Source organism: Pseudoalteromonas sp. SG43-4 (assembly GCF_014164325.1).
GTDB classification, from domain to species: domain Bacteria; phylum Pseudomonadota; class Gammaproteobacteria; order Enterobacterales; family Alteromonadaceae; genus Pseudoalteromonas; species Pseudoalteromonas distincta.
On sequence record NZ_JACJFB010000020.1, the window covers coordinates 39,600 to 66,073 of the forward strand.

Genomic DNA, 26,474 nt, shown 5'->3' on the forward strand with positions numbered 1-26,474 from the left:
TTTTACTATTTGCCAATCAGTGAAATTAATACATAAATTCTTTTTAGCTTTTTTTATCACTAATATCGCCCTTGTTGGGCTTATGTTTGTGTTTATATACATGACCTTTTCGTCAGGGTTTAACGACTTTGTTGAACAAGAAGAAACAAAGCATGTCGCAATGGTTAAGCAGCAACTTATTGAGCTTTATAGCGAATTAGGCAGTTGGCAACCCATTACGCAAAACACGCAATTATGGCGCTCTATTGTAGAGCCACAAAAAAAGCCAGGCGAGCCTAAAACGAATAAACACACAAGCACCCCACCCAAACCAAATAGCAGCAATGCAACGCCCTCTTTATTGTGGGTACACTTACCTGCAGGTTCCCTTAAAACAGGGCAACGTATAAGTTTGTATGATCAAAATAAAAAGGTTGTTGTTGGTAGAGCTAATTTAAACGACAACCCACATATAGAGCCTATTTTATTAAACAATAACGTTATAGGCTGGATAGGTTTAGTCCCTTCAAAACTTGTACAAAGTAGCCCGGCAGAAGCCTTTTTAGCAGCGCAATTTCATAACTATTTTATGATCACGTTACTCGTTATTGTGCTCGCATTTATTATGGCTATTGTGTTATCTCGCCATTTAATAAAACCAATAAAGCAAATAGTGACTGGCACCGATGAGTTAACAAAAGGAAATTTTGCCAGCAGAATAATTCCCTCTAGTAAAGATGAGCTAGGTACCCTATCAAACAATTTTAATGCCTTAGCCCACACGCTTGAGCAAAACCAACAAATGCGGTTTCAATGGGTGTCAGACACATCCCACGAATTAAGAACCCCACTTACAGTACTACGCTCGCATTTACTAGCCGTTCAAGATGGCGTATTTACAGCCGACACAAAGCGCATTAATTTACTCATAAACCAAGTAGATAACTTAAGCCACATTGTTGACGACCTAGCCCAACTAGCACAAACAGATAGCGTTAATTTAACCTATAACAATGCGCGCACTGATTTAATAAGCATTTTTGAGCAATCAATTGAAAACTACACCGCTCGCTTTAAAGAGCATGAATTAAATGTAGATAGCAAAAGCTTAACCAAAGCCGGCAAATGTATAATAAATGGTGATAAAGAACGCCTTATACAATTATTTTCAAACCTGTTAGAAAATACCTGCAGATACACGCATAAAGGTGGGCAAGTAATAATACTTGCCCACAAAAGACCCAATAACATTGAGCTTATTTTACAAGATTCAGCCCCAAGTGTTTTACCAAACGACTTACAAAAATTGTTTGAGCGTTTTTATCGCGTTGAAAAATCTCGAAGCCGAGAGCACGGCGGCTCGGGCTTAGGGCTTGCACTTTGCAAACAAATAGTAGAGGCACATGGCGGTCAAATATCGTTGCACAACTCACCACTCGGTGGGCTAGAGGTAAAAATAACGCTGACACTTTTAGGTTAAAATAATGGCATCACAAAAAATACTTATCGTTGAAGACGAAGAAAACATTGCCGAGGTACTTATTGCCTACGCTAAGCAACAAAATTACGAAACTGAGCACTTTAATAGTGGCAAAGGTGTAGTTAGTTTTGTAAAACAAAACGCAGTAGATTTAATACTTCTTGATTTAATGCTGCCAGATGTTGATGGCATAGAGCTATGTAAGCAAATAAGAGCCTTTTCAAGTCTGCCTATTATTATGCTTACCGCAAAAAGTGAGGAAATAGACCGCTTGCAGGGTTTAGAGATCGGCGCCGATGACTACATATGCAAACCCTTCAGCCCCAAAGAAGTTGTAGCACGCATAAAAGCCGTACTAAGAAGGACCAGCCAGCCTAAAACCAACATCATTAATCATAATAATTTCCAATTACACAAAGACGATTACGAAGCACGCCTAAACGACAAAAGTATTGGCTTTACCGCCATCGAGTTTAAAATATTTTTATTATTTATAAGCCACGTAGGGCGTGTTTTTACCCGCGAAGATATTATTAATAACGTATACAGCGACACAACCGACATATCCGATCGCAACATAGATACACATATTAAAAATATACGAAAAAAGATTAACGACATTCAAGCAGGGCTAAACCCAATAGCAGCGGTTTATAGTGTGGGCTATAAATTTAAAGAGTAGGTTTACTTATTCAAATAAAGCTAACATGACGCAAAAGCGCGATATAAATCGCGCTTTTATTTTAATCACTAACCTGAACACTCATAACTAAAGATTAATAGCTGAGCAGTCGTTGGGTTTCGTTTCACTCAACCCAACCTACGTAAATAGACTTAAAGCCCTAGGCCTGCCATAAAATCATCATCGCCATCATAGACTTAAAGCCCTAGGCCTGCCATAAAATCATCATCGCCATCATCTTGTTCTACTGCGGTAGATGCTTTTTCTTTGTCCGCTTTTTTACGTGCTTCGTTTTCAATTATGTCATCTGGGTCGAGTGCTTCTGCAATATCAAAGTCGTGTAATTTAATGAACTCTGTTTTATCCATCGCTAATTCCAAGTAAAAAATATTTTGCTTACTTGTCGTGAATGTTACGCGGCGGGCTTGCGGGCGATCCATCGTGGTATCTACCGATATTTGCACTTGCTTGTTTATTGCCATCATTTTTGGCTGGTTTTGCGTAATAGACGTATGTAATTGCTCACGCACTTTAGACGTAAAGTCGCCAACAATTTGATTCATCAACTCGCCTAGTACGTTTGATACGTCGTCTGATAAATGGCTATGCGCTATTTCATCTTCTGGCATTCCCATATTGCGCATGTAATCGCCATAAATTTCCATCGCCGCTTGCGAAGTAAAGTTGGTAATTACGAGCCCTGTAAAACCGCCGTCAAATAAAACAAAGCAACCAATATCTGGTCGCATACATGTACGTGTTATTTTTTGCACCATGGCTGAGTAGCTAATACCATTACCGCTGGCTGATGTGAGTACACCTGTCACTGAATGACAAAGGGTTGCTAATATATCGTCTGTGCTGATGACCTTACTTTTGCTCATTTAATCTTCTCTTTTGTACTTATTATTCATAATTCTAGTCAAGCTACTGAATTTATCACTGACTATCCAGTATAAAATGTTAAAATAGCGCCATTATTTACAAAGAGACTGCCTTCGTGACCATAAAAGACAGTATTTATGCCTCTGAGCAACAAGTAAAAGATTTTAGCTTTGACCAAAATGTAGTCGAAGTTTTTCCAGATATGATCCAGCGCTCTGTACCTGGGTATGCCACCATTGTAAGCACTATGGGTAAACTTGCGGGTGAGTACGCACAAAGTAACTCAAATCTTTATGATTTAGGCTGCTCACTGGGCGCAGTCACGCTTAGCATGCGCCGTAACATTCGCACCGATAACTGCCATATAATAGCGGTAGATAATTCTCAAGCTATGGTTGAACGTTGTAAGGTGCACTTACAAGGTTTTAAATCGGATGTGCCGGTTACTGTTACTTTGGGCGATATTAACGAGCTTGAGATTCAAAACGCATCGGTTGTGGCAATGAACTTTACACTGCAATTTATTCCACATGCGCAGCGCCAAGCCGTGCTTGAAAAAATATACGCTAATCTTAAACCTGGTGGCGTGCTACTACTTAGCGAAAAAATTAAAGCCGAAAACGAGCAATGCGATAACCTATTAATTGATTTGCACCACGACTTTAAACGTCACAATGGCTACTCAGAGCTTGAAATAAGCCAAAAACGTACCGCCATCGAAAACGTTATGCGCCCAGATACACTAAGCGCTCACTTTACTCGCTTACAGGATATTGGTTTTAGCCAAACTCAAGTGTGGTATCAATGTTTTAATTTTTGCTCAATGGTAGCAATTAAATAAAGAGAGTCATCCATGTCTCAATGGTTTAACCAATTTTACGCATCTATCGCACAAAGCCCACTTAGTCACTGGCTAGAAACCCTCCCTGCTCAATTAAAACATTGGCAAAACGAGGCTAGCCATGGTGATTTGCCTAAATGGCAAAAAGTACTTAAAAACTTGCCTGAGGTGGCAACTTCCCATGTTGATATTTCTACAAAGGTAGAAATTGGCGCGCCAGGAGAGATGAGTGATGGCGAGCAAAAGCAAGCCATGCATTTATTAAAACGCATGATGCCATGGCGCAAAGGCCCATTTAGTGTGCACGGTATTGAAATAGATACAGAGTGGCGCAGTGATTGGAAGTGGGACCGCCTGCTTCCTCATATTGAGCCATTAAAAGGCCGCACTGTTTTAGATATTGGTTGTGGCTCAGGGTATCATTTATGGCGTATGCGCGGTGAAGGCGCAGAGTTTGTCGTGGGTATTGATCCATCTGATTTATTTTTATGTCAGTTTCAGGCAATTAAACACTACAACCCAGATGAAAACGTACATTTACTGCCACTAGGCGTAGAAGCATTACCCGAGCTTAAAGCGTTTGATACTGTTTTTTCTATGGGTGTACTTTATCATCGTCGCTCACCTATCGACTTTTTAGCGCAGTTAAAAGCGCAGCTTCGCCCAGGCGGCGAACTCGTACTTGAAACCCTAGTAATTGAAGGCGACGAAAACACGGTATTAGTCCCAACCGACCGCTACGCTAAAATGCGCAACGTTTGGTTTATTCCAAGTACCGCAGCATTAAAGCTTTGGATGGAACGCGTTGGCTTTAAAGATGTGCAAATAAAAGATTGCGCTATTACCACGCTTGAAGAGCAACGTAAAACCGACTGGATGGAAAACGAATCGTTAATCGACTTTTTAGATCCAAACGATACAAGTAAAACAATTGAAGGCTACCCCGCTCCACTTCGAGCCATATTAACCGCAAAAGCATAGCTGTTAATTTAACGCCTTTAATACTAAAAAAACGCCTACGGGCGTTTTTTTGTTTATTTAAACAACAAACAGCGGACAAGTGTCCTTGTTAATTATTTCAAAATTACATTTACGCTAGCCGCGACCTTGCAATTGTTGTAAAATACGCGCGTTTCTAAGCAACCCAAAACAACTATTTTGAGGAAAACCTGTGAGCGAACAAAAACAGTCTCTAAGCTATAAAGACGCGGGCGTAGATATCGACGCTGGTAATGCACTTGTTGAGCGTATTAAAGGCGTAGTTAAAAAAACTCGTCGTCCTGAAGTAATGGGCGGAATTGGTGGTTTTGGCGCACTTTGCGAAATTCCTGAAGGCTACAAGCAACCAGTATTAGTTGCAGGCACAGATGGTGTTGGTACTAAACTACGTTTAGCAATCGACTTAAAAAAACACGATACGGTTGGTATTGATTTAGTTGCAATGTGTGTAAACGACTTAATTGTTCAAGGTGCTGAACCCCTGTTTTTTCTAGATTACTATGCAACTGGTAAACTAGATGTAGACACAGCAGCTGACGTAGTGACAGGTATTGGCAAAGGTTGTGAAATTTCAGGTTGTGCCCTAATTGGTGGCGAAACAGCTGAAATGCCAGGTATGTATGATGGTGAAGACTACGACATGGCAGGCTTTTGTACAGGCGTTGTAGAAAAATCAAAAATTATTGATGGCACAAAAGTAGCAGCAGGCGATCAGCTTATTGCACTTGCTTCAAGCGGTCCTCATTCAAATGGCTTCTCTTTAATTCGTAAAGTACTTGAAGTGTCAAAAGCTGATACCAGCGCTGACTTTGAAGGTAAAACATTAGGCGAAACTCTACTTGAGCCTACGCGTATTTACGTAAAACCTTTACTTGAGTTATTCAAAAACGTTGACGTACATGCGCTTTCGCATATTACTGGCGGCGGTTTTTGGGAAAACATTCCACGCGTATTACCCGCTTCAGCAAAAGCTGTAGTTAAAGGTGATAGCTGGCAGTGGCCACCAATTTTTAATTGGTTACAAGAAAACGGCAACATTACTACACACGAAATGTACCGTACATTTAACTGTGGTGTAGGCATGGTTTTAGTAGTCCCTGCTGACAAACTTGAGCAAAGCTTAACAATGCTAAAAGACTTGGGCGAAAATGCATGGCACCTTGGTGAAATTCGAGATGCAGCAGCTGGCGAAGAGCAAGTTGAAATTGTAGGTGGTGCTAAGTAATGGCACCGACTCGTCTGGTAGTTTTAATCTCAGGTAGTGGCTCTAATTTACAAGCCATCATAGATGCCTGCGAACGTGGCGAGATAAACGGGCATATAGCGGCTGTTATTAGTAATAAAGCAGACGCTTATGGCCTAGAGCGTGCAAAACAAGCAGGTATTGCTACAAAAGTGCTCAGTCATAAAGATTTTGACTCGCGCGAAGCGTACGATGCGCAATTAATGAACGTTATCGACTCTTTTATGCCAAATCTAGTTGTATTAGCTGGGTTTATGCGTATTCTTACTCCTGGCTTAGTGCAAAAATATGTTGGAAAAATGTTGAACATTCATCCATCTTTGTTGCCTAAGTATCAGGGGCTGAATACCCACCAAAGAGCAATTGATGCAAAAGACGATGTTCATGGCGTAAGTGTTCACTTTGTTACTGAAGAATTAGACGGCGGTCCCGTTATTCTTCAGGCGCAAATACCTGTACTCAAGGATGATACAGCAGAAACATTAGCAAAACGCGTGCATGAGCAAGAGCATATAATTTATCCTTTGGTGGTCAAGTGGTTCAGTGAACACAGACTTACTATGGAAGCAGATTATGCAGTTCTTGACAAAAAACAACTTCCTGCACACGGCGCGCACTACCCACAATAAAAAAATAAGTGCCCTGTTATTATGTGCGGGCGCTTTACTTCCAACTAGCCTAATTGCAGGCGAATTGACCCAGTATCAAGCTAATTACGATATTTTACGCAAAGGTAAAAATCATGGTGAGGCTGTTCGTGAGCTCAAAAAAACGGGCGACGATACTTATGAACTTACATACCACAGCAATATTGAGTGGATGATTTTCTCTGACTCTCGTGAAGAAACATCAAAGTTTACCTTCAAAGATGGCAAGGTTACCCCGCATCATTACAACATGATTCGTACAGGGACAGGCCCAGATAAAGATTACAAAATTGATTTTGATACAACAAACAAAGTAGTGACTAGCAGCGCTAGTGAATACCCACTTAAATGCGAATGGACTGATGAATTTCAGGATGCTATTTCGTACCAAGTGCAAGTGCGCGAAGGATTGAAAAAAGGCGAAACAAGCTTTTCATTCCCCCTTATAGATAAAAAAGGTAACCGCCGCGACTACAACTTTGAAGTTGTTGAAAAAGAGATGATCTCCTTACCTATCGGTAATGTAGAAGCCATTAAAGTGAAGCGTTTATACGATAACGATAAACGCCAAGCAATTGCATGGTTCGCGCCAGAAATGGATTACATGCTGGTACGTATGTGGAAAGGCGAAAAAGGTATGGAGCAGTTTGAAGTTCAAATGAATTCATTTACTGTTACTGCGCCTACAGCTGTTGCGCCTGCTACAGCACAACAACCTCAAGAAGCTAACTAAATTTAATTAAACCAAAGTTAAGTTAAGTTAAGTTAAGTTAGTATTTAAAATAGGTGGGCTAAATTAGCTCACCCATTTTAAACAATGCAAATTCCCCAGGCTCCATTTTTTGCCAGCGCTCATCATTCGTCAAAGGCCTTGTAGCTATAACTGTTACTACATCGTTTGGTGTGGTCTCTTGTTGAAAATCAACCACCATGTCGGCATCAATCAACGTTGCTTTACCAAATGGCGCACGGCGCGTTATGTAGTGTAAGTTATTAGTGCAATACGCTAAAACAAACACCCCATCGGTCAATAACATATTAAACACGCCTTTTTCACGTAGCGTATGCGAAAGCTTAGCCGCATATCTAAAAACCGACGCCATATTACTTGGTCGCTGCGGGTACTTTTCACGAATTTTGTCAAGCAACCAGCAAAATGCCAACTCGCTATCGGTATTACCCACAGGTCGATAATATTCAGGTTTTAAATCATGATAATTTGAAAGCTGCCCGTTATGAGCATAGGTTATTTCACGCCCCCACAACTCACGAGTAAACGGATGAGTATTTTCAAGACATACCCGACCTCGATTACCTTGGCGAATGTGGCTAATAACCGAGACACTTTTAATGGGGTATGCTTTAACGAGCTTTGCAATTTCAGATTGATAACTCGGCTCAGGATCTTTAAAGGTTCTACAGCCTTTACCTTCGTAAAATGTAATACCCCAACCATCTTTATGAGGACCTGTATTACCACCACGCTCTAAAAGGCCTGAAAAACTAAAACAAATATCGGTAGGCACATTGGCTGACATGCCAAGCAACTCGCACATATAATAGAGATACCTTATAGTTCAATGCATTATAAATTTAAAAACAATTCAACTCCCACCTTGGTCACAGTTTTGGTTGCACATTTATCTTTTGTGATTGCTTTATCATCTATTTTTTCAATTTTAATTTAGTTATTGTTTAACACGATGAGTCAATAGGCAAGCACTAACTACCCTACTATTGGCTCTAATGTGTTTTTTAAGTTGTTTGCTGTTGATTTGTGACCTGTAAATTCGCCCTTTGTTGTTGGAGGCCCTGCTCCCTGATCTTTATGGCCGTGGGTTTCTAAACTTTGATTTATGTCTTTTACTAGGCTTATTAAATCAAGGAGAACTTGAGCCACGTTTACTGAGCTGTCACCCAACCAAACTGTTTTTCCTTCGACCTTTGCTAGTTCGGTGGCTTTAGCGTGGAGGGTTTTTAGTGTGGTTAAGTTCATGTTTTCGGTTGCTTCAATATCTACCTGCTTTTTACTGCCTAGCAATAACCCTTCAAGTGCAATTATTAAGGCTTTTTCGCCGACCACGGTTTTTAATGCGCCCATGACTTCGTTGATTTGATTGCCATCTATTTTTGCAATGTCGTGGCTGTCTATGCTGCAGGTGCGTTCGTGGTAGCTTTGTTCGCTTTTGCGCGCTGTCACGGTGTTGCTGTCGCTGGTTTGGGTTATATCGCCATCAGTTGTGGTGTGCCAGTTCCCGTCGCGGCCTTGTAGTTTGCTGCGGCTGTTTTGCTGCAGTGTTACGTCTGTGCGCTTGTGTTCTGGCACTAGGCTTTCCCATGGCAATAAACTTGTTATTACAGGATGGCTGTTTAGGCCGTCGATATATTGTATTAAACAATGCATGCCTTGCGTTGGTTCGTTTAATAATCCGTGGTCGGATGCTTGCCCCGTGCCGAGTGTTACTTGCTGAAATACGGGCACGGCTAATGGCTCGCCTGTTAGCGGGTTTAATAGCTGTACGTCGGCGGCTTTTAACGGCCTAAATGCGGTGCTGATTGCTGCGCCGCCACTTGGCAGGTCATATATTTTTTCAATGCGCGCCAATTGCGGTAGGTGTTTACGCTCGCTTAGCTCTGGAAAGTAGCGCTGTATTAGGCGTTTAATGGCTTGTTTGACCATCGTATGTGCATCCTGTCGTTGATTAGGGTTGTTTCAGTTATGTGGCGGCCGTTTATTTGTATGCCTGGTCTTAATTTTGGTATGGCTATTAGCTCGCCGGTTGTTGAGCTTTTGGCTGTTATTGTGTGCTCTGGAAAGTCGTTTATTGCTGCGAGCGGCCAACGCGAGTCGTGCCAGCTGCCGACAAATATTTTACCGTCGGGGCGTTGCTGAAATATAAAATCGTTAATGCCCCACACTTTGCCTATTTGCCTAAGCGCTTCAGTGCCTGTGCCGCTGTGATAAAACGCGGGTGTAATTTTATTTAAATAATCTGCACTTTCAGGTGTTACAAACTCTATAACCTGCTTTGCAAGCTCGCTAAGCACAGTTTTTATTGTTGCATGGCGAACTGCAAGCGGTGCGGGAAAGCTTAGCGCACCGAGCAGTTCGCGACAGGTTAAATACCAGCGGCCGTTGGCTTGATGTTTTGACTCTATGACGCCGAGAAAATACGGGATCATATTATCTAGCGTATAGCCTAAGTGCAGCTCGACTAACCCGCTTGGCTCTTGCTCTGCGACCACTTCAAATTTTGCGCGGCCGGTGCTGGCTATGTCGAGCTGCACGGTCTTGTTGACTATGTTAGTCACTGCACTGCCGCCAATGGTTAGGGTGTTAGATAGGCGGGTGCTCATGGCCCTTCGACCTCGTTAAATTTATTTTGTACGTCGTCGTTGCTGGTTGTTGCTTGCGGCTCTGCGTTTTCGGTGGCCTGCTCGTCTAGCTGCTGTTGCTCGCGCTCTGATACTGACTGAACCTCTACGAGTTTAAATGTTACTTGCCACGCTCGCTTGTCTTCTATTTCTGTTGCGTTTACATTGCCGTCAAATTTGGCTTTGCGTATTTTATATGCGGCGGCTAACTCGTTGTTTACTGTGTAAATGATACGTGCGCCGTTTTCGTCCAATGCTTTTGCTTTGCTTATTAATAAGGCTAGGCTGGCGCTTTCGTTAAATGGGATTTTAGTATTTACGGTTAGCGTGCCCGACTTTACACCTTGGTCGCTACTTAGTGAAAAGCTGCCAAGGCCTGACATGTCGCCGCCGGCTAATTTTACGCCTGCGTTTACGCGGGTTTCAAACCCTGGCACGTTCCAGCCGTCGAGTGCTATGCTCATAATACCTCTTTAATTTTATTTAACTCGCTTGTTTCCCCTACAAATAAGCACATTGCCCAATACATTTGGTCGCTGCCTTTGCGGGCAATTGAGCCGCTTAACTGCTTGGCGCTCCCTGCGGTAATTAATTGGACATCGACCCCACTGCTTTTTGCTGTGAATTGTGCTTGATTCAAGCGCTGCTCGCGGGCGGTTTTTAGCTCTGCGGCTTGGGTTAGTGCATCGTCAATGGTAGTTATTAATTGCTTGCCGCTGTCGTTCGCGGCCGCTAACTCAGCTGCTATTTGCTTTTCGCGCAGGGGTCGCCAGTTTTGTAGGGCGTTTATTTGCCACTCTAAACTTTGGCCTTCGTACGTTATTAGTTTGCTTTGCTCTAACGTGCTTTGGCTTTGGCCGTATTGCGCGCAGGCGATGAACTCGGCGATTGGGCAGTATTCATTTATTGTGGCCAGCTTGCTAGCTAGTGCGACGGGATCATTTGCGCTAACGGATATAAGCAGCGCGTTATATTGTGCTGGTTTATCTGGGCGCGAGTCGTCGCTTATTGCCGATGCAAGCTGCTGCGCGCCCTCTTGCATTGAGCAAGGGGCGGCGGCTTGGTGGTAGCATAGCGCTACATTATGCATGCTTTAAAGCTCTAAGAGTTTAAGTGACTGACCAATAATAGTTTCCGTAACGTTATTACCCATTACAAGATCAGGGGCGGTTAAGGAGTACGCTGAATAAAATACAGCACCATTTGTACTGCCATTGAAAACACTTAATGAGCCAATGACTTGACCAGATATATAAATACTTCCACATGGGTAAGGGCAATATTGATTTGATGACAATATACTCACTCCCTCCCCTAAAACTTCTATTGTTAAATTTAGCTTTATATTTAGCGTTTGTGTATTTTCAGCTTGCCCAAAAATATTTACATTGTTTCCTTTTATTACTAACTTTCCGCCATTAGTTGGCCCACCTCCTGATGGTCTAATGCCTATATGTACAAAACCATAACCGGCAAACATATTGTTGCTATTTAATTCAATGTTTACGGGTTCATCACTTGGGTGCTGATCTGTTGTTATTACAACATTATGCCCTTTAATTAATATTTGCTCATCACATACTAGTGGGTTTAGCTCTGTGTAACCTTGCGGTTTTATAAAGACCTTTGCATTATTCGGCGTTGATTCAATTGCAGCTTTAAGTGTTTTAAAAGGAAATCCACTGGTCCCTGTGGCCGTTGAATCATCTCCTTCAGGAGAAACAATTAAAGTGACATCCATTTTATTTTTAATTGTGCTCTGTACTGACTCATTAGCTTGAGCAACACTTTGATTTAAGTGCTGCACGGCTTCATTCACTGCACTATTTATTTCGTTAACATTATTTTCTACTGCGGCTGTTAATTGCTGAGCAGCTTGTGCGACTTCTGCTAAATGTTCAATTGTTTCAGTACTCATATATCACCTTTGAATAATTGATTTACATATCTAGTATTAGATTTAATGGAACTAAGGGTATTTGCGACTAATATTTTTTCATGTGCGGTTAGCCTAGGGCTGTAATCAAACATCCAGCTCTGAGCTGGTATATTGATTTGTGCTATTTCTGCAGCAGCGGCGAACTGCAAGACAAATGAACGGTTATGCACATTATTTACCCCCGCCCTTTTACGCTGAATTGGTATGTAGTCTAATGCTAGTAATGTGCCGTTATCTGTTACTAAGCCAACCCAGTTATAATCAAAATCGCCCACATATTCCTCAAGCACTACACCCCACGCAACGGTGTTATTATCGATAAAGCCGTTTTTATCAATATTGCGTCTGTGCACAATATTTGAGGTGGGTATTGTCTCGTTAGGATCACGAACTGCGGATTCATTTAAATTAGGAATATAAGCAAGTACGAGTTCTTTAACATCCAAACCTTTGTTTTCTAGCACGCACTGCGTTATATAATTTTTACCTGCATTAGTTAAAATTCCTGATTTCATAGTTGTTCCTTGGCAAAGCTCACGCTTCGTTCTTGATTGATAATTGCTAAATGAGTGGTACTCATAACGTTATGAATCACATTTAACTGCACTGGGAATAACGGCGCTTTATGGCTCTCATTTTGTAAATACGTAGCCCCTAAGCTTAAATACACAGGCGCTTTGTTATGAACTGAAAACTGATAACGGCGACATGTTCTACCGTAAAGCGAGATAATCTCTGGCAAAAGTTCATTTACGTTTTGTAATGTTGATTCACTTAAATCTATTGCAATTACATCCCAGTCGTAACCGTCTATTCGTTCTCTTACTCTCAATACCTCTATATCTAAACGCCTAAAAATGGATTCAATCGTTGCAAGTTCTCCGGCATCAATTGTATTGACCAGTGCGTGCTGTACGCGCTTGCGGTAGAGTTCCAACGGTTCACTATTTAACCGTTGTGTTAACCGCTCCCATGCTAGCAGCCCGAGTATGGGTTCTTCGTTTTGCAGCTCATCTTTTTGCTGCACGGCCCACATAACGTAATTGCGCGACTGGCTCCAATACCCTGTTGCGGCTTTTACAAGCTTTTCGGCGTAGCCTTTGTTTAGCCATGTTGCTATTTGATTAGCCATTTGCGGCCTTTGTTACTGTTAGTGATGAAAGTACTGGCAGCCAGTTGGCGGCTGTTATGTCGTCAATGTCGAACTTGATTGATTGCATTTCACTAAATTGCGCGTGGCACTCTGCCGCTAATTGGCTAACGCTAAACACGCATTGGTGCGCTACGCGGGTGGGTGCATATGCTGCATTTTGCCTGAATGCTGCTTGTATAAATGTTGTGAGCTCGCTTTGTATATCTTCGCTTTGCGAGTGCAATTTGTATGTTGCTGTTACATTAAACCCAGAGGTTGCCATTGCATACACTATGAAGTCGTCGCCTAAGCCGTGATGCCCTGCAGCTCTTATGTGCTGATTAATTGCGCCCAGCAAGGCGGTTGGTACTGCGCCTATGTCTAGGTATATGTAGGCGTTTGCTGTGCCTGGGCCGCGCGGCGCTCCGGTTTGAATGTAGATGTTATCTATTGGCACGCCAAAGCTTGCAATGATTTGTTTGTACACCGCGTTAATGTGCCAGCGGGCGGCAGTGCCGAATACATTGCGAATGCGCAGGCGGTAATGCTCTGTGCTTTCGGTGTCTGTTCCTGGCTTTATTAGCCAGCCTTCGTTGTTAGTTACTGTTACGCCTTCTTGTTGCTCAATAAAGTACCGGTAAGCGTTTGCTGGCAGGTTATATGCGGCGCCCTCTTCTTGCGCCTGCGCTAATGCGTACGCTGTGCTTTGGCCTGATGCAAAGTGCACGTCTTGCATTAGCGTTAATTTATATACTTGTTCGCCTAACACGTCGGTAGCAACTTGCGCACCGGCAGTAATTGAGCTTTCGCCTGCGGTGTTTTGGCGCGTGAACGTGAGTATGCCCTGAGCCTTTACGCCCGCTTGAATAAATACGTTGCGCGCTGGGCCGTGCTTTTCAATTAGCGCGTCGCGGCTGGCGGTCATTATAAATAGGTTTGCCCAAAGCGCTGCATTAAACAACCATGTAGCCGCTTGGCCTGCGAGCATAACTGCTTTAAATGTACCCATGGCAATGGCCGCCGCGCCCATCGTTGCAATGAGTGATAAAAAACCCAATACACGCAACGCAATAAGTGCGCCTTGCCATAATTTAGTTACCACTGTTAAACCCATTGTGAGCGCACCACTTGTTATCAGCGCCATTTTGTACAGGCCCATCATGAACATGACCACGCCATAAATAGAGATAAGCGCCACAATGCTCACTACAAGTGTTGCAATCACACTGGATAAAATCGGAAAGCGCTCAGTTAAAGAGACGATACCCGCAAAGCCTGCAGCCAGTAATTCTATAAAGGGTTCCACAACGGGTAGTAAACGACTGCCCATTGCCGTAGCTGACGCATTAAACGAACCGCCTAATCTATCCCAAGGGCTGGCAATAATATTGGCCATTTCAATTGCTTTGGAGCTGTCTTGCACGTTTTCAAAAACGGTGATGCCGTCTTTTAGCTTATCGACTTTGGTACTCAATACATCAACGGCTTTTGCACCTTGCTTACCAAATATTTGAGTGAGTACATCGCCACGCGCTACAGAACCCAAAGAGGATAAGCGGTTATTAATACGTCCCAGCACTACGTCTATTGCTAGCATGTCGCCGTTATCTGCGGTTAATTTTATGCCTAATGCATCTTGTGCTTTACCAATGCCTTGTAATAATGAGGCCGCTTGCGTGCCAGCCACAGAGCCTGATTTAGCAACCAGTTGCAGTTCACCCACTAACGCGAATTGTTGAGCTGAACTTAAGCCAATATTTGTCGCGGTCGCTCCAAGGTTTGAAAACGCGGCTTGCATTTCTGCACCGGTGGTTTTGTAAAGCTGTACGGCGGTGGCGGTTTGCCCTGCGATTTGGTTTACCCAATTCGCTTTGCCCATTTTATTGGCGGTCTTTTCGAAAATGCCATACATGGTGCCCATATAGCTGGTAATAGTGGCTGCGTCGGCTTTGGTTGCTACCGCTAGTATGTTTGACGTTTTGGTAAATTCAGATAGCTCAAACCCATTTAAGCCGGCAATAGCTGATTGAATATCGTAAGCACTGCGGACGAACTCGGCCGAGTTACCTCCAAATTGAAAACCAAACTTATAGGCTGTTTTAGTCAGTTGTTGCAAGGCGTCGTCGGTAACGCCCAGTGATTGCACCTCGCCCAAAGCAGCAACGTGGTCAATTGCAGGCGCGAGCGATTTAGCAAGGGCGTAACCGCCACCCACGGCAGTGGTTGCGCCGCGCAACATTTGATCTTGTGCAGCGGCAGTTTGCTGACTCAGCTGATTTATTTTAGCCATCACTTTATTAACCGGACCCGTCACCTTATCGATGATGCCGATTGAATAGTTAAGCTTGTCTAACTTGCTGAGCGTGGCCATTAAATTACTCGCTGAGTGCTTGGCATATGCCGTTATTAACAGCTATTACAAAGTTTTCTTGTTGCTGCGTTTCGAGATATAGCGCTTGCGCTAAGCTCTCGTTTGTAACTGGCATACTGCTAAAATATTTAGCGTGGTATGCCAGTAGCTGATCTAACCGAGACCTGCCTATTTGCTTGGCTCGGCTTTCGATTTTTTTACCGTAAAATTAAACTCTGGTTGGTATTCTTCAACAATGGCACCCACTAAAAACAACGCGGCACCCGGTTGCTGTACCAGCTCTTTGAGCTTTTTAGCGTCTTCTTGCACTACTGTGTTTAATACAAAGTTAGTGGCTGGCTGCACTTTGTTGTTTGGCTGCGTCGAATTAATGTATTTGTTGTAGTCGGCTGCGTTTACGTTAAATGTAATTTCGCCTACCGGTGTTTCTAATGTAATTTTTTTCTCGAACGCCATGATTATTTACTCGCTTTAATGTCGGATTGATTTAGTAATGTGTATGTAAAATACGGGCCGTACTTGGCTGCTGATTGGTCACACAAAGCAATAAGCTCGTTAAAGTCATTTGGGTTAGCTAGCACTTGGCAACCTGCAGACCATTTATCAACTTGGGTTGATGTGGCTTTGCTGTTTGCTCGGTGGCAGTTAATACCAAAGTAACCCTGCTGTAGCTCGGCTTGTGGTGTGACTTCCGTGTCTAACTCGGTGTTTTTGTCGTTGTCGCGTAGGACAACAACAGGTTTGTGCTGCACTAGGGCGCGGTATTTGCCCTGGTGATAACCCAACTTCCATACGCTTTTATGCTGCCCTGCAATTAGCACTGCGGTGCCACTTACGTTCATTGGGTTGGTTCGCCAGTACGTTCCTGCGTCTGTTGTAGCTTTGTACTGCTTTAATTGCCATTCGCCACTTTGCTGATACAGCACGCAAATAGCATCGTTAAAGGTATTGGCGCGCGTGTTGTTGTGGCGAATACCTATGATGTTTAGGTTTAATTCGCCTTCAAACACGCGGTAGCCGCAGGCCTTTAAAGTGCTAATCAGTGTTGCGGCAGTTAGTTTGCGAATGGCTTTAGTCATTACAAGTCTCTCACTTCGTCAGATGTTAGGTACGGCACGCCGTTAATTTTTACAAAGTCGGAACTGGTGATCGGACACTTAATTGATGTTGTGTCTTCTTCGCCGCCGTCGGCTTTAATGTTTAGAATTTCATCTAGTTGCGGTAGACAGCCAAACGCTTCAATGTTCTTTTTGCCTGCTGCTACTTCTGCGTTAAATGCCACATCGAACGGCTCTATGCCTTTCCAGCTCCCCGCTTTTGCCGCTTGCGCTTGAACAATTAGCCAATTTTCGTGATCGAGCTTTAGCGTTACTTCGCCTTCTACGTCGCCATCGATAAAGCCTTTTGGTACGCCACGCACTTTTTTAACGGTGCGGCCGTCGGTGATTTTTACGGTTGCTTCGATTACGTGCACCATTGAGTTGCCAATGAAGATATCGAAGTCTTTACCGCCTAGTACTTTTTGCATGTTCGCTCCTACTCTGCGCTATCTAACATGATGCCAACAATGATGGTGTTGGGTGAATCGATTGGCTTAACCTTCAGCACTACCTGCAATGTAGTTGCGTTCATAAATGTTAAGCTGATGCTGTCGTCTTTTGGCGTATCGATTAAGCCCGGAAACTTGTCCGCACCAATGTTAATTGAGCGCGCCATTTCGCGTAGCGGCTTGCCCATAATGCGCTTGCCAAATTCAATGCCGCTGGCGCTGTTGTTTAAGCGGCGGTTTTTAATATTTTGAATAGCAATAATGCGTACGTCGCGTGCTGCCTTATCGACAATGCGGCCTGTTTCGATTTGCTGAAAGTCGCCGCCTTCTGCATCTAGCATGTTTACGTCACCAAAATAAACGCCGTCGAAATCAGGATAAAACTGTGTGCAACTAAAGCGCAGTGCGTCGAGCGCAGCTGTGGTTGAGTTGGTTAGCGGTTTACCTGCTGCATCTACTGGGTGCGACATTAGCGACATTGCCCCCGTAAGTACGCGCATTGGGCTGTCGGCAATAGTGACCGAGCTTTTACATAAACGCCCAGTAACTGCGCCTAGCTCGTCACCAAATAACAAAGGGATAACAGCCGCTTGCGTTGCTACTACGCCGTCGGTGATTGGCTGTAATGCGGTTACTAAGTCTGACCAGTTTTGTAATTCGGTTAGCCCTGGCGCTGCTATTAAAAAGCGCACGCGGCGAGCAAGACTTGCTAGGATTTCAAGGGCTTTAGCTTGATAGCTTTCTACTTCGGCCTTACCTGTTACGGGTGTGCAAATAACAATAATTTCTGGACTGATGTCTTGATCCATTGCTTCGTCAATAAGCGCCATTACGTCGGCGTCGATTGCGTGCGCTATTGCATAACCACTTACTAGGTCGTCGCCGTTGCGCTGCCATGCTTTAACTTGGGTTTTTAATGGTGAGTCGGCTGCGCCAAACTCAGCATCAAAGTCGCTTTGTGCATTAATGGGTAGAATTTTGCCGTTGTTTTCGGGCGCTTGGCCTATAAACAATACGGTGCGTTCTACCTGTTTTGTAGCGCCACTGCCTGTTTGAATGGCGGCAACGGATACTTTACCTTGTGCCATGGTCGTTCCTTTTGCTTTGCGCTACGCCACTTGCATAGCTTTGTTTAAAATAAAATTCATTTGCTCTTTTTGCTCGGCTAATGTTTGCCCCAAAAAGGAGCGGGCCGGTAAATCAATTTTCCAACTGCTCTTACCTGAGCTGCCCTTTAGTTCGCGCAGTAAAAACCCTGCTTGGTTAATACTTAAGTTTGTTGTTATCCATTTAATGCTTGGCCGCTTGCTGCCCTTGCCTTTGCCGCGCGGTATTTTGTAACCCTCGCTTATTAATGCCCTGGCTAAGTTGCGCGTGGCTGGGCCTTCTTTATTTTGGGCGGCACTGCTTTTGGGCTTGCCTGCATCTAGGCTTATGCCCTCTTGGTGGGCGCGGGCTATTTTTCCGCTGTTGCCACCTTTAAAATATACGCTTGCGCTATTTGCGCCGTAGCGCACTTTCATGTTGCGCTTAAGCTTGGTTAGCATTTTCTTTTTTTTGCCGTTGGCGCGGCCTTGCCATGTTTTACCTACTAAATCTGTTTGCCTGGTGATCCGCTCTTTACTGCTTTTGTTTGCTGCACGTATTGCACTGCGCAATATGTTGCGGCGCTTTTGTGGCTTAAGCTGCAAAAACGCTAACTGCTCTTTACTGCGGCCTTCATCAAACTTGAGATTAAGCACGGCTTACTTGGCCATCAAGTGTGAACGCTTCTGCTATCCATAGGCTTTGCTCGCCAAAGTCGTAACGCTTGCCGTTAAATTCAAACGGGCCGTTGGGCACTTGTATTAACTCTATGTCTTCGCAAAGTTGATTTATTGTTAGCTCTACTTCGTTGCTGTTGTCGTCGTTAACGTCGGCGCTAAATTCAATGTCGGTGCTGTCGTATCGCCCGCCATTGTTTTGCAGCCAAAACGATGCAAAAGCACAAATGAGTGCTGCGGGTGCTGAGCAAGGGTTGATGCTAATACCCCCTGAGTAATAAAAGCGAGCGGCTAATAAGCCGTTGCCATTTATTGTTTTGCTGCTAGGCTCTATACGGCCGCCTTCTATCCAGCTGTCGAACTGAGTGCTTAGTGCTAGGTTGCGGCCCTGGTATTCTGCGGTTGCTAAATGCTGCTTAAGCGTTGCTATTTTACTTTTGCTCATAACAGTTCTACCGATAAGTTAGGGCTAAGCGATTGCAGTAATCGCATGGCGTTTATACTTTCTCTTAACCAATGTTCATGATTGTCTATTGCCGCTTGGCTTTGTGCTGTGGCGCTGTCGCGGTGCGTACTCCCAAGCTTGGATACCAGTAAGTTAGCTTTGGCTTTACTGTAAACCGCATCGTTATAAAAAATTACTTGCTGTGCATTTAGTGACTCGCCATTGGTGAGGACTGCGCTTGCTAGTTCTTGGTTAATTTCGCCCTGTGCACGTTTAAGTTTTTCAACTAGTAAATTGCTTTTGCTGGCATATTCTTGGGCAATTGCGTAGTGCTCAATAAAATGGGCGGTGCTTAGCGTTGGGTAATAGCCATTGCCTTCAACTGTTACATTGACGCTTTGTAAATCTGCTTGTGGCATACCGCTTAAGTTCATATTTCACCTGTAAAAATACACACATTAAATTGGGTGCGGGCGCCACTTAGTCACGCGCGTTAAGCAAGTAATGCTAACGTTGTGCTAAGTTGCCCGCTGGCGTTAGAGCTAGTTAGCGGTTCGCTGCTCTGGCTCCGCTGGTTTAATCATTTTTTGCAATTCTTTTAGCAACGTTTTAACGCCTGCTTTGTCGTTAATGGATTGGGCCATTTCTGCAAAGTAAAGCGCGTTGCCTAGGTTGATCTGTGCTTTATTTACTTTTGCAGCTATTGCGTAAAGCTTGCCGCCTACTACTTCTAGCCCTGCCCAGTCTTGGTTTTTAACTACGTAAATTAAGCGGCGCAGGATAAAGCCAATGTCGTACAGGCCTTGCTGCTGTGATTCTGCTAGGTAGTAATTTGCGTCGTCGTAGAGCTGGTCGATAACGAACGCCGCCCAATGCTTGGTATTAAACACGGTTGGCAGTGGTTGCTTTTGCTCGATCATTAATGGCAATAAGTCCATTACTGCATCCCAACGCTTTAAATCAACTAACCAAATAAACACCCACGCCAACACTTTGTTGTGGTGGTTTTGGCCGCTGAGGCGGTATTGGTATATGTAAGCTAGGTAGTCTTGGCGCTCTAGCGCTTCTGATTTGTATGTTGCTTTGTCGCTAATATCGGCAAATGTTTTTAATTGAGCCAAGTCGGATTCTATAGCTGCTGCATAAAGCTGGTACTCGGTTTGCTTGTTTACGATTGCTGGCGCGTTGGCTTGAGTGGCGTTAGCCACTGCCGTTGGCGCTTTATTTTCAGTGCTTGTTGGTACTGCTTTAGCTTTGGCTAATGATTTTTTGAAAAGGCTCATTTAAAAATACTCGCTAATTGTTAAAAAAAGCCGCCTTGATACTAGGGAGAAAGAGGCGGCTTGCTGCTGCTAAAAAACTATTCCCAGCCTGTGCCTGCTTTGTTTGGCAGTTTTACATTGGCTGATTCGAAGTAGGCTACTTTTTCGAGGTCTTCGATGTAGTAACAGTCGTTACGCGATAGGTAGTCTTCTACACGTTTCTTTTTTGGGTTGTCTTCTACGTGGGTGCGGGTTGAGCCTGCTTGCACGTAGTGACTTAGGTTGTCGAAACTTGTTACTAAAATGCCGCGCGATGGAAAGAACGGAATTTTATAGCTGGCTAAGCCACCATACGTTTTAATGATTTGCTCAAGTTCGATTTTGGTTTTTTCGCTTGGCGTGTGCGACTGCTTTGCATACAACTTGTTTTGGTCGTTTGCTAGTAGTTCGTCGCCAATGATGGCAACCATGTTTACGCGCTTGTGCTCTGGTATTGCTTGCAGTGCGTCGAACACGGCTTGGTCTAGGTTTTCGTAATCGCCACCTGCACCAATGCGAATTTCATCAGCGGTTGCGCCTTCGCTAACTGCGCGCTCTGGTGCGTCGCGGCGAATGAGCTGCAGCCAGCCAATGTTTACGTCTTGCAGCATTGTGTTAGTTGTAATGTTTGTAAACGGTGCGGCTGATGTGCCATGAAAGCCGATTTTAATAATGTCGAGTGCAATTGCTTGGCGTACGTGATTGCGATAGCGCTGATGGAAGTCGGGGAACTTTGACCACTGATCCATTTTTGCCCATGACAAATGAATGTCGCATTCTACTGGGTGGCAACGGTATTCGCGTTTTGCTAAGCCTGCAACGTCGCGCGTTTGACGCTCTTTGTCGTCGTCGGTTTCTACACCGGCACGCCCTGTTACGCCACCATCTACGCTCATCATTACCGATTGGCCTACGATGTCGTCTACTAGTGCGGTATTAATTAATTGTAGAAACTCTACCGAGTCGTACGTTGCGTCGTATAGGCGCTGCTCAGTTGTTGGCTCTACGTTGAACTGCTCGTTCATTGATGCTACGCCGTAGTTGCTGGCCATGCCTGCTAGTACTGCGACAAATAATTGTTTTGTTCTGGTTTTCATTTTCGTTCCTGCGTTTTGCTAAATTAAGTTAGGGTGCGGCAATTACAAGCAGTTGCTGTATTTGCCTTCGTCGCCTTCGTGTTCTTCGTCGGCGTTGGTTGTGTCACCCGCAGGTGTTTTTAATGCTTTGGCAAACTTGTCGCTAAGCTCTTCAAGTGCTGTTTTTGTGCTTGATAGCTCTTCTTTAAGATTTTTTAGCTCGGCTGACTCTTCGGCTGGCGGGACGGTTTCTTCTTCACCTTCTTTAGGCGCTGAAAACGCATCAATCTTTGCGGTTAGTCCGTCTAGCTTTTGGCCAAACTGCTCAAGCGGTGCGCCGAGCGCATCTTTTAACGCATTGGCTAATTGTGTTTCGTTCATGTCGAGTTCTTCCTTAGTGAATAGTCGTTTGAAAAAGGTTTTTTTAGGTGTGTCGATAGGCTCACATGACCCTAAGTCAACGGTTAATAAAGAGACTTCCGTGTCGTCTGGCTTGCTCTTACTACTGAAATGAATACGGTCGGTGTAGCAGCTTGCTGGATAGTCGGTAACTGCTAGTCCGGTTAGGTAGGTTTTGCCAGTGCCCATGAAGTCGCGGCTAATTTCGATGCTAAAATATACGGCTTGGTCGGCTTTGTTTAATGCTACAAAACCTTGATTGGGTGCGAGCACGGCGTATAGGCACACTACGCCTTCTTCGTTTTCGTATGCTTCTACACTCACTACGTCGCCTAGCATGCCTGGTATGTCTACGTTGTGCAGGTTTTTAGCGGCCCAACCTGACCAGTTAAATTCGTGATCGAGGTTTATGCGTGCGCCATATTTGCGCGGGTTATAGGTTTCTACTATGTCGGCTACGTCTTGCTCGGTTATTTCGCGGCCGTCGACAGTCATGCCAACAGCGGCAATTGATAATGGTTTTGTGCGTAGTTGACCTGGCATATAAACAAACCTTTTAAATGTTTTTTAATTAAGCTTTATGCTTTAAAGTAACTGCAGTTTGCACCCTCCTTTTAACCCTTTCCAACTGTTTAACTTCTTGAAATTCCTATATTTAACTTTTAGGAATGGATAGGTTTTTAACAGACAGATTACGCGCTTTATTACTAATACACTGCCGCCATGGATTAATTAATGTGGCGCAATATGAAGGCTAACTACGGACCAGACGTACGCAAAAAAGCACAGGATTTGTATGTTGTTGAGGGCTATACCTATGAGGAAATAGCTGACTTAGCAGGCATGCCAAGTGCGCGCAGTATTAGGCGTTGGTCTGAGGCTGATAACTGGGCTGACATGTGCCCAACGTATAATGCCGAAATGGCGTTTAGTCGCCGCATTAATTTGTTAGCCGATAAAGACAATAAAACCGATGCTGAATATAAAGAGCTAGACTTTTGCACGCGCCAGCTGTGTGCGCTTAATAAAAGCAAACTTGCGCCTGCTCCTAAGCAACGTGCTAACAATGACGATGCGGCCACTAGTAATAATGCCGGTAGCGGCAAAAAGTCGAAGAAGAAAAAGAAAAATGATTGCTCTGGCATTACGCTTGAAATGCTTGACGAGCTTAAAGATAAACTGCTTTATCCCCACCAAAAACATTGGTTTGAAAACCAAGATCACCGCGCCCGCTTTATTTTAAAGCCCCGTCAAATTGGGGCTACTTTTTACTTTGCGTTTGAAGCCTTTTACGATGCGGTTATTAATGGTCGCAATAAAATATTTATATCGGCAAGTCGTGATCAGGCTGAGGTATTTAAAGCTAATATTGTGGCGCTGGTGCGTGAACATTTTAATGTTGAGCTAACCGGTTCACCAATGGTGCTAAATTTGGCTGGCGGCAAAACAGTTAAGCTTATTTTTAAAAGCACTAATGCGCGCACTGCACAATCGGAAAGCGGCGACTTATATATAGATGAAGTTTTTTGGATCCCTAAATATAAGAGCTTGCGCGGTTTGGCGCAGGCTATGGCAACGCATAAGCATTTGCGCATTACTTATTTTAGTACGCCGAGTGTTACGAGCCATGAAGCGTATGACCATTGGAATGGTAAGTGGTACCGCAAAACTAAGGCGTGTAATGATCCTGAGTTTGCGATTGATGTTAGCCATAAAAGTTTAAAAAATGGCAGGCTTTGCGAAGATGGCATTTGGCGACAAATGCTTACTGTGTACGATGTGGTTACCAGTGGGTTTGACCGCATTGATATTGGCGTGCTTGAAAACGAGTACAGTGTAGATGAGTTTAACAACTTGTTTATGTGCAAATTTATTGATGATGCGCACAGTGCGTTTAACCTTAAGCAGCTTATGAACTGCGTGGGCGACTCTACCAAGTGGCCTGACTTTGATTTAGATTACGAACGCCCTTACGGGTTAAAGCCGGTCGTTATTGGTTTTGACCCTGCGCGATTTGGCGATAAGGCGAGCGTGGCTATTTTAAGTGCGCCGATGAAGCCTGGTGAAAAGTTTTTGCTGCTTGAAGCAATTGATTTGAGCGGTAATGATTTTGAAGCGATGGCCAGCGAAATAAAGCTGCTTACCGAAAAATACAACGTTGTGCACATTGGCGTTGATACCACCGGTATTGGTTACGGCGTGTGGGAGCTTATTACTAAGTTTTACCCTAACGCTGAGCCGATACATTACAACCCTATTATTAAAAACCGTATGGTTATTAAAGCAATTAACGTTATTCAAAACCGACGCCTTGAGTTTGACCAGGACGCGGTAAACATTGCTAGCTCGTTTATTAATATTCGCCGCAAAGTTGTTGGCGACCAAATTACGTATGCCACTAACCGCACAGCTACTACGGGCCATGCCGATATTGCGTGGGCAATTATGCACGCCTTGTTATTTGAACCACTGGACGGTAATGCCCACAGCCGCCAAACATCTGTAGGAATTGCAGCTTAATGAAACCACGATTACAAGTAAGCAACGGCCAAGCGCCTAATTACAACCAACGAACTGCGGTAACTGATGCGTTTAGCTTTGGCGACCCTGAGCCATGTTTAGATAACCGGCTAACCGATTACGTTGGTGTGTTTAGTGATAGCAATGGTATTTATGCGCCGCCCATTAGTTTGCAGGGTTTAATTAAACTGCTGCGCGTTAATGCACAGCATGGCCCCATTTTGTATTTTAAGCGCAACATGATTTTAAAATGGTATAAGCCTAACCAGCTTTTAAGCCATCAAGCATTAAGTAAATTTGGCTTTGATTTGCTGTGGAGCGGCAACGCTTATTTGCAAATTATTAGAAATTCGTTTGGGCAAATTATTAAACTGCGTCACCTGCCTGCGCTGACTATGCGCTATACGAGTACGCGCGGTGTGTATGCGCAATTAAGCAACCGTAGCCATGAGCCTATTTATTTTAATGCTGGCGAAATTATACATGTAAAAGAGTACGACCCGGGGCAAGGCATTTACGGTATACCGCAATATTATGGCGGCATTCAGTCGGCATTATTAAATGAAGATGCGACTTTGTTTAGGCGCCGGTATTACAAGAACGGTGCGCATATGGGTTTTATATTTTCAATGGCTGATCCTAATTTAAGCGCTGAAGATGAGACGGCATTAAAAGATGCAATACGCGATAGCAAAGGCGTGGGTAACTTTAGAAGTTTGTTTTTTAATTTCCGTAGCAATAAAGCTGATGCTGAAAAAGCAATAAACATTACGCCAGTTGGCGATATATCAACTAAAGATGAATTTGAGCGGATTAAAAAAATTACGCTTAACGATATGCTGAGCATGCACCGCGCGCAAGAAGCGCTAAGCGGCCAGTCGTCTGGTGACAGTGCTGGCTTTGGTGATTTAGATAAAATTACCCGCGCCTATTACAACAACGAAGTGGTGCCACTGCAGCAAGATGTTTTAGGTATTAATAATTATTTGCCTGCCGCGCAGCATATTGAATTTAAAGAGCCTGAATATTCAGACCTTAACCCAACACCCAAGGAAGACACATGAGCTGGATAGATATAGTTGAATTTATAAAACAGTGGGGGCAGTTGCTTATGTTGAGCTTTTTAGCGGCGGCTATACAAATGTATTTAAGCCGTAAGGTGTTTACGTTTTTTCATTATTTTATGAGTGTGCTAATTGCTGTTTTTGCGGCTTACTTGGCGGCTATGTTTTGCGAGTGGCGGCAATTTGATGAAAGCTTAAAAACGGGTGTTATTGGTGTAACCGCTTATGCGGCCCCGCACATTTTAGAGGGGATCAATAAATTTATTGAAACGTTTAGCAAAGACCCAAAGGGCTTCATTAAATTAATTAGAGGTGGCAAATAATGGGCTGGCTAAAAACACTGGTTTCATTCATCACTGACCCAATAGCCGACTTAACCGGCGGCTATGTTGAGCGCAAACGCATAGCGGCAGAAATGGCCGCCGATGTAGCGCGCGCTGAAAACAATTTTAAAATTGCGCAGTTTGAAGCTAAAGCAAGGCGCTGTATGCAGGCCGAGCAAAACGACGCTGATTATGACTTGTTGGTTTTAAAAAACCGAGATAAAACTATAATGGATGAAGTGATCATTCTATTCTTTTTGGGTTTGTTTGTTTGCCACTTTATACCTGCCATGCAACCTTACATGCATAAGGGCTGGCAAGCTATGGGCTATACCGGCGCGCCCTGGTACTTTGAATTTGTGATTGTAGGCATTGCAGTTTCAACCCTTGGGTTAATGCGATTGTTTAGGGCGTTTTGGGGGAGCAAGAGCGGCAATAAAAAAAGCGCTAGTTAGGAGCTA

Annotated in this window: 32 protein-coding genes; 11 read left to right on the plus strand and 21 right to left on the minus strand. The window is 43.9% G+C overall.

The features are described from left to right. The first annotated feature begins 100 nt into the window (after positions 1–100). Entirely contained in the window at positions 101–1,459 is a 1,359-nt protein-coding gene (locus H5160_RS16770) for an ATP-binding protein (RefSeq protein ID WP_259417221.1), read from the plus strand. A gap of 4 nt (positions 1,460–1,463) precedes the next feature. Further along, complete coding sequence (locus H5160_RS16775; protein ID WP_182712735.1) at positions 1,464–2,141, plus strand: response regulator; 678 nt, start codon at positions 1,464–1,466, stop codon at positions 2,139–2,141. A 197-nt stretch (positions 2,142–2,338) separates the two neighbouring features. Here the strand turns inward: H5160_RS16775 and H5160_RS16780 are convergent, their stop codons facing one another. After that, positions 2,339–3,025 carry a DUF3334 family protein gene (locus tag H5160_RS16780; RefSeq protein WP_182696245.1) on the minus strand — a complete coding sequence of 229 codons (687 nt, stop codon included), beginning with the start codon at positions 3,023–3,025 and terminating at the stop codon, positions 2,339–2,341. A 116-nt stretch (positions 3,026–3,141) separates the two neighbouring features. Between H5160_RS16780 and cmoA the strand changes: the two genes are divergently transcribed. The 5 genes from cmoA to H5160_RS16805 all read left to right on the plus strand — a co-directional run bounded on the left by cmoA (position 3,142) and on the right by H5160_RS16805 (position 7,489). Beyond that, positions 3,142–3,867, plus strand: a complete 726-nt coding sequence (gene cmoA, locus H5160_RS16785; RefSeq protein ID WP_007378000.1) for a carboxy-S-adenosyl-L-methionine synthase CmoA — start codon at positions 3,142–3,144, stop codon at positions 3,865–3,867. Between the two features lie 12 nt (positions 3,868–3,879). Then, a complete protein-coding gene (gene cmoB / locus H5160_RS16790) occupies positions 3,880–4,848 on the plus strand; it encodes a tRNA 5-methoxyuridine(34)/uridine 5-oxyacetic acid(34) synthase CmoB (RefSeq protein ID WP_138488804.1) in 969 nt (322 codons plus the stop codon). Positions 4,849–5,038: 190 nt separating this feature from the next. Further along, a complete protein-coding gene (purM, locus tag H5160_RS16795; protein ID WP_182738082.1) occupies positions 5,039–6,091 on the plus strand; it encodes a phosphoribosylformylglycinamidine cyclo-ligase in 1,053 nt (350 codons plus the stop codon). Continuing rightward, positions 6,091–6,738: a phosphoribosylglycinamide formyltransferase gene (purN, locus tag H5160_RS16800; RefSeq protein WP_002959994.1), complete on the plus strand. Its 648-nt coding sequence runs from the start codon at positions 6,091–6,093 to the stop codon at positions 6,736–6,738. Before purM ends, purN begins: the two co-directional genes overlap by 1 nt. Then, positions 6,692–7,489, plus strand: coding sequence for a DUF3108 domain-containing protein (locus H5160_RS16805; protein ID WP_404936237.1), 798 nt, complete (start codon positions 6,692–6,694; stop codon positions 7,487–7,489). Before purN ends, H5160_RS16805 begins: the two co-directional genes overlap by 47 nt. 58 nt (positions 7,490–7,547) lie before the next feature. Here the strand turns inward: H5160_RS16805 and H5160_RS16810 are convergent, their stop codons facing one another. From H5160_RS16810 to H5160_RS16905, 20 genes are all read right to left on the minus strand, one after another. Continuing rightward, complete coding sequence (locus H5160_RS16810) at positions 7,548–8,312, minus strand: class II glutamine amidotransferase (protein WP_165724201.1); 765 nt, start codon at positions 8,310–8,312, stop codon at positions 7,548–7,550. 170 nt (positions 8,313–8,482) lie between these two features. Continuing rightward, positions 8,483–9,436: a hypothetical protein gene (locus H5160_RS16815; protein ID WP_182738083.1), complete on the minus strand. Its 954-nt coding sequence runs from the start codon at positions 9,434–9,436 to the stop codon at positions 8,483–8,485. Then, positions 9,409–10,113: a hypothetical protein gene (locus tag H5160_RS16820; protein WP_182738084.1), complete on the minus strand. Its 705-nt coding sequence runs from the start codon at positions 10,111–10,113 to the stop codon at positions 9,409–9,411. The genes H5160_RS16815 and H5160_RS16820 overlap by 28 nt, the downstream gene beginning before the upstream one ends. Then, positions 10,110–10,595 carry a hypothetical protein gene (locus H5160_RS16825; protein ID WP_182738085.1) on the minus strand — a complete coding sequence of 162 codons (486 nt, stop codon included), beginning with the start codon at positions 10,593–10,595 and terminating at the stop codon, positions 10,110–10,112. The genes H5160_RS16820 and H5160_RS16825 overlap by 4 nt, the downstream gene beginning before the upstream one ends. Further along, complete coding sequence (locus H5160_RS16830; RefSeq protein ID WP_182738086.1) at positions 10,592–11,221, minus strand: hypothetical protein; 630 nt, start codon at positions 11,219–11,221, stop codon at positions 10,592–10,594. The genes H5160_RS16825 and H5160_RS16830 overlap by 4 nt, the downstream gene beginning before the upstream one ends. A 3-nt stretch (positions 11,222–11,224) precedes the next feature. Continuing rightward, entirely contained in the window at positions 11,225–12,049 is an 825-nt protein-coding gene (locus H5160_RS16835; protein ID WP_182738087.1) for a hypothetical protein, read from the minus strand. Beyond that, positions 12,046–12,585, minus strand: a complete 540-nt coding sequence (locus tag H5160_RS16840; protein WP_182738088.1) for a phage tail protein — start codon at positions 12,583–12,585, stop codon at positions 12,046–12,048. The genes H5160_RS16835 and H5160_RS16840 overlap by 4 nt, the downstream gene beginning before the upstream one ends. Beyond that, on the minus strand, positions 12,582–13,202 hold the full coding sequence (locus H5160_RS16845) for a hypothetical protein (protein WP_259417226.1): 621 nt from the start codon (positions 13,200–13,202) through the stop codon (positions 12,582–12,584). The genes H5160_RS16840 and H5160_RS16845 overlap by 4 nt, the downstream gene beginning before the upstream one ends. Beyond that, positions 13,195–15,573, minus strand: coding sequence for a phage tail tape measure protein (locus tag H5160_RS20600; RefSeq protein WP_310736674.1), 2,379 nt, complete (start codon positions 15,571–15,573; stop codon positions 13,195–13,197). The genes H5160_RS16845 and H5160_RS20600 overlap by 8 nt, the downstream gene beginning before the upstream one ends. A gap of 4 nt (positions 15,574–15,577) precedes the next feature. Further along, positions 15,578–15,745, minus strand: coding sequence for a DUF6890 family protein (locus H5160_RS20665; protein ID WP_404936238.1), 168 nt, complete (start codon positions 15,743–15,745; stop codon positions 15,578–15,580). Then, entirely contained in the window at positions 15,742–16,029 is a 288-nt protein-coding gene (locus H5160_RS16860; protein ID WP_182738089.1) for a putative phage tail assembly chaperone, read from the minus strand. The genes H5160_RS20665 and H5160_RS16860 overlap by 4 nt, the downstream gene beginning before the upstream one ends. A gap of 2 nt (positions 16,030–16,031) precedes the next feature. Then, positions 16,032–16,652 carry a hypothetical protein gene (locus H5160_RS16865; RefSeq protein ID WP_182738090.1) on the minus strand — a complete coding sequence of 207 codons (621 nt, stop codon included), beginning with the start codon at positions 16,650–16,652 and terminating at the stop codon, positions 16,032–16,034. After that, positions 16,652–17,101: a phage protein gene (locus tag H5160_RS16870; RefSeq protein ID WP_182738092.1), complete on the minus strand. Its 450-nt coding sequence runs from the start codon at positions 17,099–17,101 to the stop codon at positions 16,652–16,654. Before H5160_RS16870 ends, H5160_RS16865 begins: the two co-directional genes overlap by 1 nt. Positions 17,102–17,109: 8 nt before the next feature. Continuing rightward, positions 17,110–18,210, minus strand: coding sequence for a DUF2586 domain-containing protein (locus tag H5160_RS16875; protein WP_182738093.1), 1,101 nt, complete (start codon positions 18,208–18,210; stop codon positions 17,110–17,112). 21 nt (positions 18,211–18,231) lie between these two features. Next, positions 18,232–18,864, minus strand: a complete 633-nt coding sequence (locus tag H5160_RS16880; RefSeq protein ID WP_182738094.1) for a phage virion morphogenesis protein — start codon at positions 18,862–18,864, stop codon at positions 18,232–18,234. Continuing rightward, positions 18,857–19,330, minus strand: coding sequence for a phage tail protein (locus H5160_RS16885; protein ID WP_182738095.1), 474 nt, complete (start codon positions 19,328–19,330; stop codon positions 18,857–18,859). Before H5160_RS16885 ends, H5160_RS16880 begins: the two co-directional genes overlap by 8 nt. Continuing rightward, positions 19,327–19,764: a head completion/stabilization protein gene (locus H5160_RS16890; protein ID WP_182738097.1), complete on the minus strand. Its 438-nt coding sequence runs from the start codon at positions 19,762–19,764 to the stop codon at positions 19,327–19,329. The genes H5160_RS16885 and H5160_RS16890 overlap by 4 nt, the downstream gene beginning before the upstream one ends. A gap of 108 nt (positions 19,765–19,872) precedes the next feature. Then, positions 19,873–20,613, minus strand: a complete 741-nt coding sequence (gene gpM, locus H5160_RS16895) for a phage terminase small subunit (protein ID WP_182738098.1) — start codon at positions 20,611–20,613, stop codon at positions 19,873–19,875. Between the two features lie 77 nt (positions 20,614–20,690). Further along, positions 20,691–21,728, minus strand: coding sequence for a phage major capsid protein, P2 family (locus H5160_RS16900; protein ID WP_182738100.1), 1,038 nt, complete (start codon positions 21,726–21,728; stop codon positions 20,691–20,693). A 42-nt stretch (positions 21,729–21,770) separates the two neighbouring features. Then, positions 21,771–22,649, minus strand: coding sequence for a GPO family capsid scaffolding protein (locus H5160_RS16905; protein WP_182738102.1), 879 nt, complete (start codon positions 22,647–22,649; stop codon positions 21,771–21,773). A 192-nt stretch (positions 22,650–22,841) separates the two neighbouring features. On the opposite strand from H5160_RS16905, the gene H5160_RS16910 reads away from it, so the two are divergent. From H5160_RS16910 to H5160_RS16925, 4 genes are read left to right on the plus strand one after another with little or no spacing between them, the layout of a single operon-like run. Further along, on the plus strand, positions 22,842–24,626 hold the full coding sequence (locus tag H5160_RS16910; RefSeq protein ID WP_182738103.1) for a terminase large subunit domain-containing protein: 1,785 nt from the start codon (positions 22,842–22,844) through the stop codon (positions 24,624–24,626). Further along, positions 24,626–25,690, plus strand: coding sequence for a phage portal protein (locus tag H5160_RS16915; RefSeq protein WP_182738104.1), 1,065 nt, complete (start codon positions 24,626–24,628; stop codon positions 25,688–25,690). Before H5160_RS16910 ends, H5160_RS16915 begins: the two co-directional genes overlap by 1 nt. Next, positions 25,687–26,013, plus strand: coding sequence for a phage holin family protein (locus H5160_RS16920; protein ID WP_002960036.1), 327 nt, complete (start codon positions 25,687–25,689; stop codon positions 26,011–26,013). Before H5160_RS16915 ends, H5160_RS16920 begins: the two co-directional genes overlap by 4 nt. Then, the gene (locus tag H5160_RS16925; protein WP_182738106.1) at positions 26,013–26,468 is read left to right on the plus strand and encodes a hypothetical protein; all 456 of its coding nucleotides are present in this window, start codon (positions 26,013–26,015) and stop codon (positions 26,466–26,468) included. Before H5160_RS16920 ends, H5160_RS16925 begins: the two co-directional genes overlap by 1 nt. Positions 26,469–26,474: the final 6 nt, after the last annotated feature.